Genomic DNA, 430 nt, shown 5'->3' with positions numbered 1-430 from the left:
GGGCCGGCCGCCGCGCACGCGGCCCGCGTCGCCGCCGATCCCGCCGAGGACACGGTGCTCACCGCGTCGCCACAGCGGGTGACGGCGACGTTCAACGAACCGATGCAGAAGGCGTTCGCGGCGATGACCGTCGTCGGTCCGGACGGAAACCTCTGGTCGACGGGTGAGCCCGAGGTCGCCGATGCCCTGGTGAGCGTGGGTGTGCGCCCGTTGGGGCCGGCCGGCGACTACACCGTGAACTACCGGCTGACCTCGGCCGACGGCCACGTGGTGACCGGCTCCTGGTCCTTCGCGCTCGACGTGGCAGGCACCGGGACACCCGGCCCGTCGGCGACCGCCACCCCGGCCGCACCGCCCGATCGCGGCGTTCCCGTCTGGCCGTTCGTGGTGGTCGGCGCGCTGATCGTCGCCGCGGGCGTGTGGTGGGCGG

At 74.9% G+C, this 430-nt stretch carries 1 protein-coding gene; it reads left to right on the top strand.

The genetic code is table 11. The features are described from left to right. Positions 1-430, top strand: a 430-nt coding sequence (locus Q2100_RS08940; protein WP_302913737.1) for a copper resistance CopC family protein, incomplete at both ends; no start/stop codon positions are given.

Source organism: Mycolicibacterium arseniciresistens, assembly GCF_030519285.1.
Taxonomy (GTDB): Bacteria; Actinomycetota; Actinomycetes; order Mycobacteriales; family Mycobacteriaceae; genus Mycobacterium; species Mycobacterium arseniciresistens.
The sequence above is the reverse complement of the archived record's forward strand: the minus strand, read 5'-3'. Positions and strand labels throughout refer to the sequence as shown.